Here is a 15,729-nt window from a genome sequence, read left to right as displayed (position 1 = left end):
CCTTGGCGGCCACGATCAGGGCGCCCAAATTCGTCGCTTCGAAAGGCATCTCGCGCAGCGGTGACTGCGGTGTATCACAGGACGAGACCGTCTTCGCCCAGCGGCGCCAGAATGGCCTCGACCGCCGCGTCCGGCAGGTCCTCCAGCCCGTAGCGCCAGGCCGGATTGCGATCCTTGTCGATGATCTGGGCGCGCACGCCTTCCAGGAAATCCCCCTGTTCCATCGCCCGCCATGTAAAGCGGAACTCCAGCTCCAGAGCCCGCCCCATGGAAATCCCGTCTGCCGCGAGCCGGTCCAGAATCCCCAGCGTTGCCGCCATCGACAGGGGCGAGCCGCGCCGCAGCGCTTTTTCCGCCGAAGCCGCCAAGTCGCCCTCCATCCCGTCGAGCGCGGCCAGGATCTCCGCCGGGCCACGCAGGCCGAAGGCGGCACCGATCTCGCCCTGTGCCGCGGCCAGCGCACTGGGTGGCGGGGCGTCGGAATAGCCCAGCACCCGGTCGGCCTCACCTGTCGAGAGCAGGACGGATATCAGCTCGGGCCAGCGCTCCTCGTGCAGGTAGATATCGGCGAAACCGGCGTGGATCGCATCGGCCGCGTCCATCCGCGCGCCGGTCAACCCCAGATAGGCGCCAAGCGCGCCGGGCGCCTGCGCCAGAAGGAACGTGCCGCCGACATCCGGCACCAGGCCGATTCCGCATTCGGGCATCGAAATCCGGGTCGTGTCCCCCACCACCCGATGCCCGCCATGGCAGCCGATTCCCACGCCGCCGCCCATGACGAAGCCCTGCATCAGGCTGACGACAGATTTCGGATAGGTCGCGATGTAATTGTTCAGCCGGTATTCGTCGCGCCAGAAGGTGCGCGCGTAGTCGTAGTTGCCCTCCCGCCCGGTGCGGTACAGCTCGGCAATGTCGCCGCCCGCGCAGAAGGCTTTTTCGCCCTCGGCATCGATCAGCACCATGCGCACGTCCGGGTCGGTCTCCCAGGCGCGCATCGCCGCTTCGATCGCCAGGCACATGTCATGGCTCAGCGCGTTCAGCGCCTTGGGGCGGGTGAAGGTGATGCGGCCCGCGCGGCCCTCCACCCGGATGTTCAGATCGTGCATCACCGCGTTCCCAGAAGCTGGCGCGCCACGATGAGGCGCATGATTTCATTGGTGCCCTCCAGGATCTGGTGCACCCGCAGATCGCGCACCCGCTTCTCGATCCCGTAATCGGCCAGGTAGCCATAGCCGCCATGCAGCTGCAGGCACTGGTCCACGATGCGCGATCCGGCCTCCGTCACGAACGTCTTGGCCATGGCACAGAAATAGCTGGCGTCCGGGTGCTTCTGATCCACCTTCCACGCCGCCTGTCGCAGGAACGTTCGCGCGGCCTGCAGCTCGATCTCCAGATCCGCGGCCCGGAACTGCAACGCCTGGAACTGGTCGATGCTCTTCCCGAAGGCCTTCCGCTCGGCCATGTAGGCCACCGTCTGGTCCAGCGCCGCCTGCGCCGCCCCCAGCGAACACGCGGCGATGTTCAGCCGCCCGCCATCCAGCCCGATCATCGCGTATCTGAACCCGTCGCCCTCGGCCCCCACAAGGTTTCCGGCCGGCACCTTGCAATCGTCGAACTGCACCTGCGCGGTAGGCTGCGCCCGCCAGCCCATCTTGTCCTCGAACCCGCCAAAGCTCAGCCCCGGGCTCCCCGCCTCGACATAGACGGTGGAAATCCCCTTCGGGCTGTCATCGCCCGTGCGCACCATCACGACGTAGGCGTCGGAGTAATTGCCCCCCGAAATGAACGCCTTGGTCCCGTTCAGCACGTAGCCGTCATTCGATCGCACCGCCTGCGTTTTCAACGCCGCCGCGTCCGAGCCCGACCCGGGCTCCGTCAGGCAATAGGACAGCACGGTCTCCATCGCGCAGACGCCGGGCAGCACCCGTGCCTTCAGATCGTCCGATCCGAAGCTGTCCACCATCCGCGCGCACATATTGTGGATCGAAAGGAACGACGCGACCGACGCACAGGCCATCGACAGCGCCTCGAACACGAGCGTCGCATCCAGCCGTGACAGGCCGGATCCGCCAGCCTCCTCCGACACATACAAGCCGCCGAACCCCAGCTCTCCCACCTTGGGCCAGAAGTCGCGCGGGATTGTCCCCGCCTTCTCCCACTCCAACGCGAACGGCGCGATCTCGGCCTCGCCGAACGCGCGCGCCATGTCGAAGATGGCTGTCTGTTCATCGCTCAACGCGAAATCCATCGGGGTCCTCCCAGAACCGGTCCGGCTTCTTCTTTTCAGAAATACTCCCGCCGGAGGCAAACCCTATCCCCGAAAGGGGATAGGCAAACATCATGTGGCCCGCGGCAGCGGGCCTCCGCTAGGTCGCGTGCCGTTACTCCATCGGCTTGAAGTGGAACTCGCCGCCTTCCTTCAGACCCGACGGCCAGCGCGAGGTGACGGTCTTCGTCCGTGTGTAGAACTTGAACGCGTCCGGCCCGTGCTGGTTCAGGTCGCCGAAGACGGATTTCTTCCAGCCGCCGAAGGTGTGGTAGGCCAGCGGCACCGGGATCGGGACGTTGATGCCCACCATGCCGATGTTGATCCGGTTGGCGAAATCGCGCGCCGTGTCGCCATCGCGGGTGAAGATCGCGGTCCCGTTGCCGTATTCATGATCCATGGCCAGCTTTAGCGCTTCCTCGTAGCTGCCCGCGCGGACGGTCGACAGGACGGGGCCGAAGATCTCCTTCGTGTAGATGTCCATGTCCGGCGTCACGCGGTCGAACAGGTGCGGACCCACGAAGAACCCGTCCTCGTAACCCTGGAGCGAGAAATCGCGGCCGTCGACCACCAATTCCGCGCCCTGGTCCACGCCGGATTGCACCAGCTTCAGGATGTTCTCCTTCGCCGCCGCCGTCACGACCGGGCCGTAATCTACGTCATCGCCCGAGGTGTAGGGCCCGACCTTCAGCTTCTCGATTCGCGGCACCAGCTTTTCGATCAGCTTGTCGGCGGTTTCATCGCCCACCGGAACGGCGACCGAGATCGCCATGCAGCGCTCGCCCGCCGCACCGTAGCCCGCACCGATCAGCGCGTCGGCGGCCTGATCCATGTCGGCGTCCGGCATGACGATCATGTGGTTCTTCGCGCCGCCGAAGCACTGCACGCGCTTGCCGTTCGAACAGCCGCGGCCATAGATGTATTCGGCGATGGGGGTCGAGCCCACGAAGCCGATCGACTGGATTACCGGGTGATCGAGGATCGCGTCCACCGCTTCCTTGTCGCCGTTCACAACTTGCAGGATGCCCTTCGGCAGGCCGGCCTCTTCCATCAGTTCGGCCAGCATTAGCGGCACGGACGGATCGCGTTCCGACGGTTTCAGGATGAAGGCGTTGCCGCAGACGATGGCGGGCGCGAACATCCACATCGGGATCATGGCCGGGAAGTTGAAGGGCGTGATGCCCGCCGTCACCCCCAGCGCCTGACGCATGGAATACATGTCGATGCCGGGGCCGGCGCTGTCGGTGAAATCGCCCTTCAGCAGTTGTGGCGCGCCGATGCAGTATTCGACCACTTCCAGCCCGCGCTGCACGTCGCCCTTGGCATCGGGGAACGTCTTGCCGTGCTCGCGGCTCAGCGCTTCGGCAAGCTTGTCCATGTCGCGGTTCAGAAGGTCCACGAATTTCATCATCACCCGCGCGCGGCGCTGCGGGTTCATCGCGGCCCAGGCGGGCTGTGCGGCTTCGGCGATGGCGACGGCCTTGTTCAGCTCCTCGACCGAGGCGAGCGGCACCTTGGCCTGAACCTCGCCAGTGGCCGGGTTGAACACGTCGCCGAACCGGCCCGACGTGCCCTTCACGTGCGCGCCGTCGATGTAATGGGTCATTTCCTGCATGCTGCAAGCTCCTCCTGATCCGCCGCCTATACTGGCCGCGTCATTGATACCGTCTGCGATTTGCGCGCAGGATAGGCTTGCAAAAACACCCTGAACAGGGGCAAGTCCTCAAAAGGGCATTGCAAAAATGCAAAACATTATCTGTTGGAGCCTGCAGAAATGGACCCGAACTGGGACGATCTGAAAGTCTTCCTGGCCGTGGCGCGGGAGGAGACGCTGTCGGGCGCAGGCCGCCGTCTGAAACTGGACGCGGCCACCGCCGGGCGCCGGGTTCAACGGCTGGAAGCGTCGCTGGGCGCGGTCCTGTTCGTCAAGTCGCCGCAGGGCTATGCGCTCAGCGCCGCTGGAGAACGGCTGATGGAGCACGCGCTGGATGCCGAACAGGCGATGCGCACGGGGGCGGAGGCATTGACCGGGCCGTCGGACCGGCTGTCGGGCCAGATCCGCGTGGGCGCGCCCGATGGCTGTGCGAATTACCTGCTGCCGCAGGTCTGTGCGCGGATCGCAAGGGGGAACCCGGATCTGGATATCCAGATCGTGGCCCAGCCCCGCGTGGTGAACCTGTCGCGGCGCGAGGCCGATCTGGCGATCACCGTCAGCCCGCCCACGGTGCAGACGCTGACGGTTCAGAAGATCACCGATTACCGCCTGCATTTGGTGGCCGCGACGACCTATCTGGACGCGCATCCTGAACCCGCCACCGCCGCCGATCTGCGGGGGCGGCGGCTGATCGGGTACATCCCCGACATGATCTTCGACGCCGAACTCGATTACCTGCGCGATCTCGGGATCGAACGGGTGCCGCTGGCTTCGAATTCGGTGCCCGTCCAGTTGCGGCTGGCGGCCGAAGGGGCAGGGCTCTGCGTGGCCCATGATTTTGCGCTGCCGGCCCATCCCGGCCTGCGCAAGGTTCTGCCGGGTGAAATCGGCCTGACGCGCAGTTTCTACATGGTCCGCCACCGGGGCGACCGGCGGTCTGCACGCTTGTCGCGCTTTGCGCAGCAGCTCGCCGAAGGGTTGAAATTCGAAGTCGCAAATCTCGAGGCGCGTGCTTGACTTTTCGTCTTGTTGCGGCGAGCCTGATGGTCCCGCAATTAAGTTGCAAAGGACGTCCCGATGCTGGTTCAAGAAGTCCTGAAGGCCAAGCCCAGTTCCGACGTTGCGACCGTGACGTCGTCCACCCAGATAGCCGAGGCCGCGAAGGTTCTGGCCGACAAGGGCATCGGTACCGTGCTGGTGTCCGAAGACGGCAAATCGGTCGAGGGCATTCTTTCCGAACGGGATATCGTGCGCGAACTGGCGAAATCGGGCGGCGCCTGCCTGACCAAGCCGGTGTCGGAATACATGACCCGCAAGCTGGTCTCCTGCACCCGCCAGATGACGACGGACGAGGTGCTGCACAAGATGACCGAAGGCCGGTTCCGCCACATGCCCGTGATCGAGGACGGAGAGCTGATCGGGCTCGTCTCCCTTGGTGACGTGGTCAAGGCGCAGCTGACTCATGTCACGATGGAGAAGTCGGCCCTGGAAAGCATGATCATGGGTCACTGACCCGCCGGGAGGGGCGGGAGGGAGGACCTGCCCCTTTCATCCTGGCGGGCGCGGGCGCCGGAGGGGAGGCCGGCGCCCCACCGTCAGGTGGCGGTCATAAATTGCGCAAGATACAGGCAGTCGGCCTTGCAAAGGCGGGACCGACGTGTTTGCTTGCGCAACAAAGTTACCTGTTGATCGAAAAACGTTTCGACTCTTTCCCCCTGAGGAGACTGCCATGCGCGTGGGGCTCTATCCCGGCACGTTCGACCCGATCACGCTGGGCCATATCGACATCATCCGCCGCGCGGCAACCCTGGTCGACAAGCTGGTCATCGGCGCGGCGATCAACCGCGACAAGGGCCCGTTGTTCACGCTGGAAGAACGTGTCCGCATGATCAAGCACGAGACCGACCCGCTTCAGGAGGAAATGGGGACGGAGATCGTCGTGCATCCGTTCGAAAACCTGCTGATCGATTGCGCCCATGACGTGGGGGCCCAGATCATCGTGCGCGGGCTGCGTGCTGTCGCCGATTTCGAATACGAATTCCAGATGGTCGGCATGAACCGCGCCTTGGACGATTCGGTCGAAACCGTGTTCCTGATGGCCGAGGCCAAGCACCAGGCCATCGCGTCGAAACTGGTGAAGGAAATCGCGCGCCTTGGCGGCGATGTCTCGCGCTTTGTCACGCCGCCGGTGCGAGATGCGCTGGAAGCCCGGTTGAACGTCAAGCAGGTCCCGCGTCGCCGGGCCTGAGGCGCCGCACAACCCAAACCCGAAAATCCTTCGCATGATGCAGTCATGCCGCTAGTCTTGCCGTAGCCGGGCCCGAAATTGAGGCGGGCCCGATGCGAAAGGGTGCGCGCATGTTCACGACAACCATCATCGATGTCGCCATCGGCCTGATCCTGACCTACCTCGTGCTGTCTCTTGTCTGCGTCAGTATCACCGAGGCCATAGGCTCTGCCCTGCGCCTGCGCGCGCGGGTCCTGTTTTCCGAGATCAACCGCCTGCTGGACGATACCGACCTGCGCGAGACTTTCTGGGAAACGCCGATCATCCGCTCCGTCTCGCGCGACGGGCGGCTGCGGGATGGCAAGGTCGTGGGGCGGAAGGCGCCCAGCTACATCCATGCCCGGACCTTCGTCTCGGGCCTTTTCGCCGCGGCGGAACTGGCCGAAAAGAACCGGAACCTGCCCGAACCGCATCCTGTCACCACCTTCCGTGATCTGGCGAACTCGGCGGGGGAGGACACGATCTTCGGCGGCGTGCTGGCGCAGGTCGCAGGCGACGCCGACGCCCGCGCGGACACTGTGCGCGCCTATGTCGAAGACTGGTTCGATACCACGATGGAACGCACTGCCGGTGTCTTCAAACGCTGGATGCAGCTGATCTCGTTTCTCATCGCGCTGGCCATCGCCGTGGTGCTGAACGCCGACACGATCCGTATCGCCGGCGCGCTGTGGAGCGACGAGGTGCTGCGTTCGCAACTCGTCTCGGTCGCGGAGCAAACCGTGCAATCGGAGGGAGAGGCGCCCGGGTCGGTGAACGATATGATCGACCTCATCCGCCCGCTGCCCCTGGGCTGGAGCGGCGACCCGCTGCTGCGGCAGGACGACACCACCGCGACGACAGGTATGCTGGCCGGGGCAGGCACGGTCCTGGTCACGCCCTACAAGCTGATCGGTCTTGTGATCACGGCCTTCGCGCTGTCGCTGGGGGCGCCGTTCTGGTTCGATCTTCTGTCGCGTTTCGTGTCGATCCGCGGCACGGGGCCGGGGCGGGACGACGACAAGAAGCGCTGAAGCGTCAGACCCGTTCGACGGTCACGTCGTCGCTGGAATAGAACGCGAGGTAGCCCTTGATGTCGGCCACGTCGTCGTTGGGGTTCTCGTAGGTCCAGGCGGCATTCTCGATCGTGCCCGACTGGCTGACGATGGAAAAGTAATTGGCATCGCCCTTCCACGGGCAATTGGTGGTCTTGTCGGTCCGGTCAAGGAACGCCATCGCGATGTCTTCGCGCGGGAAATAGTAGACGGAGGCATAATCGCCTTCGCTCAACTCCAGCGCGTTGTTCGTTTCGGCCAGAACGGCCCCGCCCGAGCGGACTACCCAGGTGCCTTCCGCCTTGCGGATCTTGATATGGTCGGCCATGTGAAGCCTCCGTCATGAACGCAGTTCCGGGGGAGTGGTTACCGGAACATGTAACGCTGTGATGTCAGATCGACCGCGTCGCAGTCTCCAGCCACGAGCGCGCTGTTTCGGACACGCGTGGAGCGATCACCCTGGTCACTTCTGCGTGGTATTCATTGAGCCAATCCCTTTCGGCCCGCGTCAACATATCGGGCACGATGAGGCGTTGGTCAATAGGAACAAATGTCAGCGTCTGCCACGCAAGCATGTTACGTTCCGGATCCGCGGTGGGCAAGGCAGGCGCCTTGCGGACGACGATCAGGTTCTCGATCCGGATTCCGAAGGCACCTTCGCGGTAGTATCCGGGCTCGTTCGACAGGATCATGCCGGGTTCCAGCGGGATGGTGCTGACGCGGGAAAGCCGCACCGGCCCTTCATGGACCGACAGGTAAGCGCCCACGCCGTGCCCCAACCCGTGGTTGAAATCCTGTCCCGCCAGCCACAGCGGCATCCGCCCCACGGCCTCGATATCCCGGCCCGCCAGCCCCTTGGGCCAGACCAGCCGCGACATGGCGATCATGCCCTGCAGCACGCGGGTGAAGGCCTCGCGCGCGTCCAGTGTCGGTTCCCCCACGGCGATGGTCCGGGTGATGTCGGTGGTGCCGTCCAGGTACTGCCCGCCGCTGTCCAGCACGAGCAGTTCGCCGTCCTGCAGGGTACGGTCGGTCTCCTCCGTCACGCGGTAATGCATGATGGCGCCGTTTGGACCGCTGCCGGAGATCGTCTCGAAACTGATGTCCTGCAGCGCGTTGTCCTGCCGGCGGCGGGTTTCCAGCTGCTTGACGACGTCGATCTCGGTCACGGTGCCGGGGGCCTGCGCATCGAGCCACGCCAGCAGTTCCACCATCGCTGCGCCATCGCGCAGATGGGCCTCGGCCGCGCCCTCGATCTCGGCCTCGTTCTTGCAGGCCTTGGGCATGACGCAAGGGTCATCACCGTAAGCCACGCGGTCGCCCAGGATCTGGGAGAGTAGGTAGGGGGCCGAGCTGCGATCGACGCGCACGGGGCCGGGCAGGGTGCCCAGGTGGGCGATGAACGTCTCGGGCGCGCAGATCGCGACGCCGGCGCCCAGGTGATCGGATAGGCCCTCCAGCTTCGCGGGCGCCATGAACAAATCGACATGGCCACTGTCGTGCAGAACCGCAAAGCCCTGCGCCACGGGGTTGTGCGCGACGTCGCTGCCCCGGATGTTCAAGAGCCACATGATGCTGTCGGGCAGCGTCAGCACCGCGGCGCGATGCCCGGCCTCTTGCAGGGCACTGGCCAGCCGCCCGCGTTTACTCTCGGCACTTTCGCCTGCGAACTCAAGCGGATGTGCGCGAACGGGGGCCGATGGCGGCGCCGGCCGATCCGTCCAGATCGCATCCACCGGATTTGCGTCGAGCGGTTTCAGCGTGATGCCCGAGCCTTCCAGCGCACTCCGCGCCGTCTCGATCTCCGACACGGTATGCAGCCACGGATCGAAACCCACCGTGCCGCCCTGCGGCAGCTGTTCCTTCAGCCATTCGGCCAGACGGATATCGGGCCAGGGCACGGGCGTGAAATCGCGCGCGACCTGTGCCTTGACCTGCGTGCGGTAACGCCCGTCGATGAAGACCCCGGCGATATCCTTCAGTGCCACGCAGAACCCGGCCGAGCCCGTGAACCCCGTCAGCCACGCCAGCCGCGCATCGCAATCGGCCACGTACTCGCCCTGGTAGGCATCTGCCCGCGGCACGATGACACCGTCGACCCCCAGCGCCGCGAAGGTCTCGCGCAGCGCGGCAAGGCGCGGCGGCCCCTGTTCGGGTCGGGCGGTGACATCGAAACTCTGAAACATCTGGACGCTCCTGCGGAAAATGGCGGTTGCGGGCGGAGAGCACCTTGCGGATCCGGGCGCGGGATGTCCAGCGGCGCCGGGGGCTCTGCCCTCGCCCGGCGCGCGGCGCCGAACTCCCCCGAGGTATTTGGATGACCAAGGAAGACAAGGCCACAGGTGACGTGGTTGCCGGGCTTCTTTGGTCCAGAAATACCTCGGGGGAGTCGCGCCCCGGAAGGGCGCGGCGGGGGCAGAGCCCCCGTCACGGGCCAACGCCTGCGCGTCGTCAGCTGGCTTTCCGGATCCCCATAAGTCGCGCCCGCGCACGCGGATCGCTGTCGAAGAGAGCGGCGAGCTGTTCGGTCATGGCGCCCGCAAGTTGTTCGACATCGGTGATCGTCACCGCGCGGTCGTAGTAGCGTGTCACGTCGTGGCCGATGCCGATGGCCAGAAGTTCCACGGCCCGGCGCCGCTCGACCATCGCGATCACGTCGCGGAGGTGCTTTTCGAGGTAATTGGCCGGGTTCACCGACAGCGTCGAATCGTCCACCGGGGCGCCGTCCGAGATCACCATGAGGATCTTGCGCGCCTCGGGCCGGTTCACCATCCGCCGGTGCGCCCATTCCAGCGCCTCGCCGTCGATGTTTTCCTTCAGCAGGCCCTCTTTCATCATCAGGCCCAGATTCTCGCGCGTGCGGCGCCAGGGCGCATCGGCGCGCTTGTAGATGATGTGGCGCAGGTCGTTCAGGCGGCCCGGTTGCTGCGGGCGACCGTCGTTCAGCCATTGCTCGCGCGCCATGCCGCCCTTCCACGCGCGGGTGGTGAAGCCCAGGATTTCCACCTTCACGTCGCAGCGTTCCAGCGTGCGCGCCAGAACATCGGCGCAGATCGCCGCGATCGAGATCGGGCGGCCGCGCATGGAGCCGGAGTTGTCGAGCAGCAGCGTCACAACCGTGTCGCGGAATTCGGTGTCCTTCTCGATCTTGAAGGACAGCGGCGTCGTCGGGTTCGCCACCACGCGCGCCAGACGTCCTGCGTCCAGAATGCCTTCCTCCAGGTCGAATTCCCACGACCGGTTCTGTTGTGCCTGCAGGCGCCGCTGCAACTTGTTCGCCAGCCGGCTGACGGCACCCTTCAAGGGCTCCAACTGCTGATCCAGGTAGGCCCGCAGGCGTTCCAGCTCGGCAGGCTCGGCCAGATCCTCGGCCGCGATCTCCTCGTCCTGGTCCGACATGTAGACTTCGTAGTTCGGATCGGCTTCCGAGACCGGGGGCGGCGGGGGCGGATCCATGGGCGCCTCGCCCTCGGGCAGCTCGGTTTCCTCGCCCATCTCCTGATCGGCGTCGTCGTCCATCGAGACCTGCGCCTGCGCCTGGTCGTCCTGATCGTCCTGGCTGCGTTCGGGATCGGCGTCGGCGTCCTGGTCCTCCTGCTCTTCCGAGCCGGAATTGTCGGGATCGGGCTGCTCTTCGGCGTCGTCTTCCGCCTGGTCTTCCTGGTTCTCGTCTTCCTGGTCGGGATCGTCGCCCAGCTGGTCGCCATATCCCAGATCCTTGATGATCTGGCGCGCCATGCGGGCGAAATCGGTCTGGTCCGAAAGCTTGGCTTTCAGATCCTCCAGCGACATGCCCGCCTTCTCTTCGATATGCGGCTTCCAGAGATCGAACACGTTCCTGGCGCCCTGCGGAAGCTCCCGCCCCGTGGCCATCTGGCGGATCATGTAGCCGGCGGCGACGGCCAGCGGTGCTTCGGCGGTGGTCTGGATCTGGTCATAGCCGCGCCGCGCAGCCTCGGCGCCGATCTTGGCGTCGATATTGCCGGCGGTGCCGGGCATGTCGCGGGCGCCCATCGCTTCGCAGCGGGCGGTTTCCATGGATTCATACAGGTCGCGCGCCATGTCACCGGGGGGCGAATAGCGCGCGTGCACGCCGGCATCGTGATACTTGCGGTGCATCGCCAGTGCGTCGGCCGTGCCGCGGGCCAGCAGTACCTCGTCCTTCGTCATCCGGCGCGAGACCTGGGGCAGGCGCATCGCGTCGCCCGACAGGCCCGGCGCGTCGGCCGAATAGGCGACGGTGATATCCCGGTCGTTGGCCATCACTTTGGTGGCTTCGGCCAGCGCTTTCTTGAACGGATCGGCGGGGTTGTCGGAGTTGCTCATCAGGGGGCTCGGGCGCATCGTTCCAAGGGAGGCGGACCGGCCGAATGCATGCGGGCGGTCCTGACGCACGAGCCTAGTGGCTTGGCCGCGGATTGGCCAGTGCCCTTGAGGCGCCGTGCCGTCAGTCCGCCGACAGAAGAAGCCGTGTGCAGACGGCGATCTTGGCGTCCAGCCCCACCTCGGCCCGCCGGGCGCGCTTCAGGTTGATGGAATAATCGATGTCGCCGAAATGGGTGGAGATCTCGCTCCACCCCCGATGCCGCCAGCGTTTGGCCTGTAGCGTTGCTTCGGCCACGGTTTCGTCGTCGCCGTAAGGCAGCATCGCGTCGGTCAGCAGGTCGAATTCGTCGCGCAGGTCGGTCGTTTCCTGAACCCGCGCATCGTGGCGCGCGGCCTGACGGGTGCGCAGGGCATCCAGACGTCCGGCGCAGGTGGCGAAGATTTCCACCCGTTCCATCGGTGTGTCAGGCAGGCGCGTCGCGGCGAAAGCCGGCGCGGCGAAGCAGAGAAGGGCGAGTGGGAAAAGGACAACGTGTCGCATGTAACGACTTTATGACAGTCGTCGCACATGTCAATAACGTATATACAAGAGATATGTATTTTACATACTTTTCGGTCGCCGGGCGGCCGGGTTCCGGTGATTTTGGCCGATCGCCGAAGCAAGCGCCTTCCATGCGGTACGGCACACCACCGGCCACGGGCAGACTGGTCCCGGTCACGTCATCGCCACCCGGTCCGGCCAGATAGGCCACGGCACCGGGCCACGTCTTCCGGCGTGCCGGCGCTGCGGCGGACACGAACCGCATCGCGACCGTGAAAAATGGATCAAGTCAACGCCCCAATCCGTCCCCACGCCCGATCAGGATCGCGGGGCTGGCGCCAAGGAGGATGCGGAACGCATCCGACGGGGGAGGGCGGGTGGGGCGGCAGGCCCGCGATCCGTCGCAGGCCAACCGGTGCAGGTCATCGCAACCGGGCGGGTCAGCCCAGGCTGGTCGAGGCCGCGCTTTCGGGCAGTTCCTCGTCGAAGCAGCGCTGGAAGAACTCGGCCACGGTCTGGCGTTCCAGCTCGTCGCACTTGTTCAGGAACGACAGGCGGAAAGCATAGCCCACATTGCGGAAGATCTCGGTGTTCTCGGCCCAGGTGATCACCGTCCGGGGCGACATCACCGTCGACAGATCGCCGTTCATGAACGCCGTCCGCGTCAGATCCGCCAGCGTCACCATCTGCGACACGGTCTTGCGGCCCGCCTGGGTGTTGTAATGCGGGTTCTTCGACAGGACGATCGCGCATTCGGCGTCATGGCTCAGGTAGTTCAGCGTGGCCACAAGGCTCCACCGGTCCATCTGCGCCTGGTTGATCTGCTGGACGCCGTGATAAAGCCCCGTCGTATCGCCCAGACCCACCGTGTTCGCCGTGGCGAACAGGCGGAAATAGGGGTTGGGCGTAATGATCTCGTTCTGGTCCAGAAGCGTCAGCTTGCCGTCATGTTCCAGCACCCGCTGGATCACGAACATCACGTCGGCGCGGCCCGCATCGTATTCGTCGAACACGATGGCAGTGGGGTTCCTGAGCGCCCACGGCAGGATGCCTTCGTGGAACTCCGTCACCTGCATGCCGTCGCGCAGCTTGATCGCGTCCTTCCCGATCAGGTCGATCCGGCTGATATGGCTGTCGAGGTTCACGCGCACCGCCGGCCAGTTCAGGCGCGCGGCGACCTGTTCGATATGCGTCGATTTGCCGGTGCCGTGATAGCCCTGCACCATCACCCGCCGATTGCGCGAGAAGCCCGCCAGAATCGCCAGCGTCGTGTCAGGGTCGAACTTGTAGGTGGAATCCCGCGCCGGCACGCGGTCGGTGGTCTCGGCAAAGCCCTTTACCATCATGTCGGTGTCGATGCCGAAAACATCGCGGACCGAGATTTCTTCGGTAGGTTTTGCGTTGATGTCGATTGCGCCGTCGGCCATGCGTTTGGTCCTTGATAACCCGGATTGCGCCCGCGTTCCGGGCGCACCGGGACGTGGTGCAACATAACGCGCGCAAGGGCAAGGGGGAGGGACGCCACTTGCCGGGCACAGGCACGGGATTTCCGCCGGATCGCCCAGCGGGGCGGCACCCGGGCCTAGGGCGCGCCGCTCACGGATCAAACGACAACAACGTGATGCGGAAATTCCGGATGATTTGAAACTATCCGGTCCTTGGGCCCGTAGCTCCTGTCACATCCGGCGCAAATGCCGGTGTCTTAAAGTCCGAACCAAACGGGAGACCTGACATGACAACGATCAAAACCCTGGGCCTTGCTGCTCTTGCCACTGCCGCGACGACCTTTGGCGCCTATGCTGCCGACAATCCGGAAGTGGGCGGTGCGGCAATGTATCCGTCCAAGACCATCGTGGAAAACGCCGTGAACTCGGCCGATCACACCACGCTGGTCGCCGCGGTCCAGGCTGCCGGTCTCGTCGACACGCTGTCGGGCCCCGGTCCCTTCACCGTCTTCGCACCGACGAACGACGCCTTCGGCAAGCTGCAGGAGGGCACGGTCGAAAACCTGCTGAAGCCCGAAAACAAGGACATGCTGACCAAGATCCTCGCCTGCCACGTGGTTTCGGCCGACGCGATGTCGACCGCTATCAAGACCATGGTCGACGACGATGGCGGCACCCACCCGGTGCCGACACTGGGCGGCTGCACGCTGCAGGCCACCTATGAAGGCGACAAGATCATGCTGGAAGATGAACGCGGCCGCATGGCGACCGTGACCATCGCCGATGTCGACCAGTCTAACGGCGTGATCCACGTGATCGATACGGTGATGCTGCCGGAGTCGTAAAACGGGCCCAGGCCTGTACCGGGCCGCGTCCCCCTCCGCGGCCCATGGCAGGGTGCGTGCTCTGCGCGCACCCTGCATTCGTTTCGGGGCGCACCCATCCGCGACCGCCGTAGGGTGCGTGGTCTCCACGCTCCGCAACGCATACGCGATGGACCGTCAGTCCCTGAAGTTGCGGCTGTCCTTCAGCTGCTCCCACGCCCAGACGACCAGCTGAAGCTGTTCTTCCTGGCTGCGGTCGCCGCCGTTCATGTCGGGGTGGAGCACCTTGATCAGCGCCTTGTAGGCCTTGCGCACCTCGGTCTTGGTCGAGGAGTCGCGAACCTCGAGGATCTCGATGGCGCGGCGTTCGGTGGGCGGCAGGCGCTTGCCGGCATTGCGACGGCCGGGGTTCTGCGTGCTGTTGTTGCCCAGGACCTGGTGCGGATCCTCGATCCCCAGCCGCGCCCAGGCGCGGGTTTCGGGATCGCCCATCTTGCGGGTCTGGCGTTCCCACACGCGGTCCTTGGTCTGCTGGGCGTTCAGCTCGGCCTCGGTGGTGCCGTCGAAGAAGTTCCACTTCAGATTGTATTCCCGGACATGCTGCTGGCAGAACCAGAAATAATCGTCGAGCACGTCCGGCGCTTTCGGCGCACGGAACTTGCCCGGCTCCTCGCAGCCCTCGTGATCGCAGACACGGGTCGAGGTCTCGGACGCACCGGACATGCCCCTGCGACCGCGGGGGTTCTTCTTCTTGGCGGACGACACGGACATGTCGAAGCCAAAGGGATCGGATTTGGATGTCTTGTTCACGGGGCTTGTGCGTCTTTCATCGGCAGAACGAAAGGGGTGGTCTTTTCGACTCGGACACCGGAGTTTACGCTTTGAAGCAGAAGAATGAAGGGGTTGACTTGGATTTTTTGCAGGAGCGCGAAATGAGCAGCACAGAAACCACCGTGGCCGACATGATGCGCACCCGTCTGGAGGGGGCGTTCGACCTGTCCGCCATCGATGTCATCGACGAAAGCGAGGCCCACAGGGGCCATGCCGGGTACCAGGAGGGCGGTCAGAGCCATTTCCGTATCGTGATCCGGTCCGACGATTTCGAGGGCATGTCGCGTATCGCGCGTCATCGCAGCATCCACGAGGCACTGGGCAAGGACATCATGGGGCGCATTCATGCCCTGTCTCTCGACATAGGGACCTGAGCCGGCGCGGCATCGGCCGGTCACCATTCCGTGAAAAGCGGGTGTGCGTGCGGGCGTTTCAATCGCGCCCGGCCCCGGCCCACCCGCCCGCCCCGTCGGATCGCTGCGCGATCCGCCGACCGGCCCCGGGCGCGATCCGGCGCTGATGCG

The 15,729-nt window shown here is 65.1% G+C and carries 15 protein-coding genes; 6 read left to right on the top strand and 9 right to left on the bottom strand.

All coding sequences use genetic code 11. From position 1 onward, the window contains the following. Positions 1 to 74 precede the first annotated feature (74 nt). From D4754_RS05135 to D4754_RS05125, 3 genes are all read right to left on the bottom strand, one after another. Positions 75 to 1,106 (bottom strand): enoyl-CoA hydratase/isomerase family protein, encoded by a 1,032-nt coding sequence (locus D4754_RS05135; RefSeq protein ID WP_121061850.1) that lies wholly within the window; start codon positions 1,104 to 1,106, stop codon positions 75 to 77. Then, positions 1,106 to 2,248, bottom strand: a complete 1,143-nt coding sequence (locus tag D4754_RS05130) for an acyl-CoA dehydrogenase family protein (protein WP_121061849.1) — start codon at positions 2,246 to 2,248, stop codon at positions 1,106 to 1,108. The genes D4754_RS05135 and D4754_RS05130 overlap by 1 nt, the downstream gene beginning before the upstream one ends. A 133-nt stretch (positions 2,249 to 2,381) precedes the next feature. Next, positions 2,382 to 3,881 carry a CoA-acylating methylmalonate-semialdehyde dehydrogenase gene (locus D4754_RS05125; protein WP_121061848.1) on the bottom strand — a complete coding sequence of 500 codons (1,500 nt, stop codon included), beginning with the start codon at positions 3,879 to 3,881 and terminating at the stop codon, positions 2,382 to 2,384. A gap of 159 nt (positions 3,882 to 4,040) precedes the next feature. Here D4754_RS05125 and D4754_RS05120 point away from each other — a divergent pair, with 159 nt between their 5' ends. The 4 genes from D4754_RS05120 to D4754_RS05105 all read left to right on the top strand — a co-directional run bounded on the left by D4754_RS05120 (position 4,041) and on the right by D4754_RS05105 (position 7,217). Next, positions 4,041 to 4,937, top strand: coding sequence for a LysR family transcriptional regulator (locus D4754_RS05120; RefSeq protein WP_121061847.1), 897 nt, complete (start codon positions 4,041 to 4,043; stop codon positions 4,935 to 4,937). Between the two features lie 60 nt (positions 4,938 to 4,997). Beyond that, positions 4,998 to 5,432 (top strand): CBS domain-containing protein, encoded by a 435-nt coding sequence (locus D4754_RS05115; protein WP_121061846.1) that lies wholly within the window; start codon positions 4,998 to 5,000, stop codon positions 5,430 to 5,432. A gap of 217 nt (positions 5,433 to 5,649) precedes the next feature. Then, on the top strand, positions 5,650 to 6,168 hold the full coding sequence (gene coaD, locus D4754_RS05110) for a pantetheine-phosphate adenylyltransferase (protein WP_121061845.1): 519 nt from the start codon (positions 5,650 to 5,652) through the stop codon (positions 6,166 to 6,168). Between the two features lie 110 nt (positions 6,169 to 6,278). Further along, positions 6,279 to 7,217 (top strand): hypothetical protein, encoded by a 939-nt coding sequence (locus tag D4754_RS05105; protein WP_121061844.1) that lies wholly within the window; start codon positions 6,279 to 6,281, stop codon positions 7,215 to 7,217. A 4-nt stretch (positions 7,218 to 7,221) separates the two neighbouring features. On the opposite strand, the gene D4754_RS05100 is transcribed toward D4754_RS05105, so the two are convergent. The 5 genes from D4754_RS05100 to cobS form a co-directional block, all read right to left on the bottom strand. Then, positions 7,222 to 7,566 carry a DUF427 domain-containing protein gene (locus tag D4754_RS05100; RefSeq protein WP_121061843.1) on the bottom strand — a complete coding sequence of 115 codons (345 nt, stop codon included), beginning with the start codon at positions 7,564 to 7,566 and terminating at the stop codon, positions 7,222 to 7,224. A gap of 64 nt (positions 7,567 to 7,630) precedes the next feature. Beyond that, complete coding sequence (locus tag D4754_RS05095; protein ID WP_121061842.1) at positions 7,631 to 9,424, bottom strand: aminopeptidase P family protein; 1,794 nt, start codon at positions 9,422 to 9,424, stop codon at positions 7,631 to 7,633. 265 nt (positions 9,425 to 9,689) lie between these two features. Continuing rightward, positions 9,690 to 11,564 carry a cobaltochelatase subunit CobT gene (gene cobT / locus D4754_RS05090; protein WP_420837197.1) on the bottom strand — a complete coding sequence of 625 codons (1,875 nt, stop codon included), beginning with the start codon at positions 11,562 to 11,564 and terminating at the stop codon, positions 9,690 to 9,692. A gap of 121 nt (positions 11,565 to 11,685) precedes the next feature. After that, positions 11,686 to 12,105 (bottom strand): hypothetical protein, encoded by a 420-nt coding sequence (locus D4754_RS05085; RefSeq protein ID WP_163025781.1) that lies wholly within the window; start codon positions 12,103 to 12,105, stop codon positions 11,686 to 11,688. A 440-nt stretch (positions 12,106 to 12,545) separates the two neighbouring features. Continuing rightward, complete coding sequence (gene cobS / locus D4754_RS05080) at positions 12,546 to 13,532, bottom strand: cobaltochelatase subunit CobS (RefSeq protein ID WP_121061840.1); 987 nt, start codon at positions 13,530 to 13,532, stop codon at positions 12,546 to 12,548. 305 nt (positions 13,533 to 13,837) lie between these two features. Here cobS and D4754_RS05075 point away from each other — a divergent pair, with 305 nt between their 5' ends. Beyond that, positions 13,838 to 14,395, top strand: coding sequence for a fasciclin domain-containing protein (locus D4754_RS05075; RefSeq protein ID WP_121061839.1), 558 nt, complete (start codon positions 13,838 to 13,840; stop codon positions 14,393 to 14,395). A gap of 156 nt (positions 14,396 to 14,551) precedes the next feature. On the opposite strand, the gene D4754_RS05070 is transcribed toward D4754_RS05075, so the two are convergent. Next, the gene (locus D4754_RS05070) at positions 14,552 to 15,145 is read right to left on the bottom strand and encodes a J domain-containing protein (RefSeq protein ID WP_121062231.1); all 594 of its coding nucleotides are present in this window, start codon (positions 15,143 to 15,145) and stop codon (positions 14,552 to 14,554) included. Between the two features lie 161 nt (positions 15,146 to 15,306). On the opposite strand from D4754_RS05070, the gene D4754_RS05065 reads away from it, so the two are divergent. Next, positions 15,307 to 15,579: a BolA family protein gene (locus tag D4754_RS05065; RefSeq protein ID WP_121062230.1), complete on the top strand. Its 273-nt coding sequence runs from the start codon at positions 15,307 to 15,309 to the stop codon at positions 15,577 to 15,579. Positions 15,580 to 15,729: the final 150 nt, after the last annotated feature.

Origin of the sequence: Chachezhania antarctica (assembly GCF_003646465.1) — a bacterium.
GTDB classification, from domain to species: Bacteria; Pseudomonadota; Alphaproteobacteria; order Rhodobacterales; family Rhodobacteraceae; genus Chachezhania; species Chachezhania antarctica.
Note: the sequence above shows the minus strand (reverse complement) of the source record. Positions and strands in the feature narration are given on the sequence as shown.